This is a genomic window from Polaromonas sp. P3_C2, from assembly GCF_056402675.1.
In genome coordinates this window covers 1-2,143 of sequence record NZ_JBFUGX010000678.1, presented here as the reverse complement: position 1 = coordinate 2,143, position 2,143 = coordinate 1, and the positions used below count along the sequence as shown (strand labels likewise).

General features: G+C 62.0%; 2 protein-coding genes and 1 pseudogene. All 3 read left to right on the top strand.

Translation table 11 applies throughout. The features are described from left to right. A partial coding sequence (locus tag AC1DWI_RS20645; RefSeq protein ID WP_477725625.1) for a DUF6537 domain-containing protein occupies positions 1-1,237 on the top strand: 1,237 nt, incomplete at its 5' end. 230 nt (positions 1,238-1,467) lie between these two features. Further along, positions 1,468-1,809 (top strand): preprotein translocase subunit YajC, encoded by a 342-nt coding sequence (gene yajC / locus AC1DWI_RS20640; protein ID WP_477656808.1) that lies wholly within the window; start codon positions 1,468-1,470, stop codon positions 1,807-1,809. A gap of 68 nt (positions 1,810-1,877) precedes the next feature. Further along, positions 1,878-2,143 (top strand): annotated as a pseudogene (locus AC1DWI_RS20635) (protein translocase subunit SecD); the annotation flags it as partial.

The following is a 2,143-nucleotide window of genomic DNA, read 5'->3' as shown; positions in this document are numbered from 1 at the left end:
GGGCAAGGGTGTGGTCACGCAGGATGCGGGTGGCCTGGCGCAAAAAGGCGGCGCCACCTGGAGCCATATTCAGATCGCCAACCGGCCGGAAGCCATTTACACGACCAAAGTCGACACCGCCAAGGCGGACCTGGTGATCGGCTGCGATCCGATCGTGGCGGCCAGCAAGTACACGCTGACCGTCATGCAGCCGGGCCGTACCTACGTGGCCATGAATTCACACGGCACGCCGACAGCGGCCTTTGTGACCAACCCCGCCTGGCAGTTCCCTGGCGGCAATTGCGAGACGGCCGTGACCTCCGCAGTGGGCGCTGACTTGCTCGGTAGCTTTGATGCTGAGCAGGTCGCGGTGCAGCTGGTGGGGGATTCGATCTACACCAACCCGCTCATGCTCGGCTTTGCCTGGCAAAAAGGCCGGGTGCCGCTGTCGCACGCCGCGTTGATGCGCGCGATCGAGCTCAACGGTGTGCAGGTTGACAACAACAAGGCGGCTTTTGAGTGGGGCCGGCGTTGCGCGCACGACCTGGCTGCGGTGCAGGCCCTGTTCAAGGCCGCCCAGGTGATCGAGTTCGTGAAGCGCCCTTCGCTGGACAACATGCTGGCCAAGCGGGTTGACTTCCTGACGGCTTATCAGAACGCGGCATATGCGCAGACCTACCAGGCTTTTGTGGAGAAGGTGCGCGCTGTGGAAGCGCCGCTGGGCAAGACGCTGCTGACCGAGGCGGTGGCCCGGTACCTTTTCAAACTCATGGCTTACAAAGACGAGTACGAAGTGGCGCGCCTGCACACCGACACGGGCTTCCTGGACAAAGTCAACGGCATGTTTGAAGGCGACTTCAAGCTCAATTACCACCTGGCGCCGCCCATGATTGCGTCCAAAAACGACAAGGGCGAGCTGCAGAAGAAGCAGTTCGGCCCCTGGATGCTGGGCGCATTCAAGGTGTTGGCTCGCCTGAAAGGTCTGCGCGGCACGCCGCTGGATGTCTTTGGCCGCACGGAGGAGCGGCGCACCGAGCGGGCCCTGATTGAGGAATACAAGGCGAGCCTGCAGGACGTGATGGCTGGCCTGACGGCCGAAAACCACGCCACGGCGTTGGAAATCGCCCGGATTCCAGAAATGATCAAGGGTTATGGCCATGTCAAGGCACGCCACCTGGCAGCAGCGCGGCCCCAGTGGGCCGCGTTGATGGAATCCTTTCGTACCCCCGGATCTACCGTTCAGCGGGAAGCGGCTTAAAGCCTGGACCGGCGCCGGCCTCGCCGCCGGTCCGGTGTTTCCTTCATGGAGCGGCTTTGCTGCGGAGCTTGCAGCAGCCCTTTGCGCGCAACCCCGGCTTGAAAAGCCCCTGGTGCGCGCCAGTTACCCCCTTCTGCGGATGCCCCGCCGCATACAATCGTGAACTCTGTGCGCTGTCCGTGCCGGATGGCGCGCGCCAGTGTGTCTTTTAAATCGTTGTGGAGTTAGCCGTGTTCATTTCTTCCGCCTTTGCCCAAACCGCTCCCGCTGCCGCTGCCGGCGGTGACATGATGTCCTCGCTGACGGGCATGCTGCCTCTGGTGCTGATGTTCGTGGTCCTGTACTTCGTCATGATCCGCCCGCAGATGAAAAAGCAGAAAGAGCATCGCGCCATGATTGAGGCGCTGGCCAAGGGCGATGAAGTCGCCACCGCAGGCGGCCTGCTGGGCAAGGTGACCAAGCTGGGCGATGTGTACCTGACCCTCGAACTGGCGCCAGGCGTCGAAGTCCAGCTGCAGCGCAGCGCGATCATCCAGGTGCTGCCCAAAGGCGCTATCAATCCAGCCAAATAAGGCTTTCGCCGGCCGCAACGGCCGGCAGGCCTGACTTTGTTCATCCGTCCACCAGGAACAGCCCTCTCATGAATCGTTATCCGGCCTGGAAGTACGCCATCATTGTGATTGCGTTCATCGTCGCAGCCCTGTACACGCTGCCCAACTTTTTCGGCGAAGCGCCTGCGGTCCAGGTCTCCAGCGCCAAGTCCACCGTCAAGATCGACAGTACGACGATGGCGAAAGTGGAGCAAATACTGAAGGAAGCCGGTATTGCGGCGGATGCCGTCGCCCTGGACGAAACTTCTGTCAGGGCGCGGTTTGGCGATACCGATACGCAACTCAAGGCCAGGGA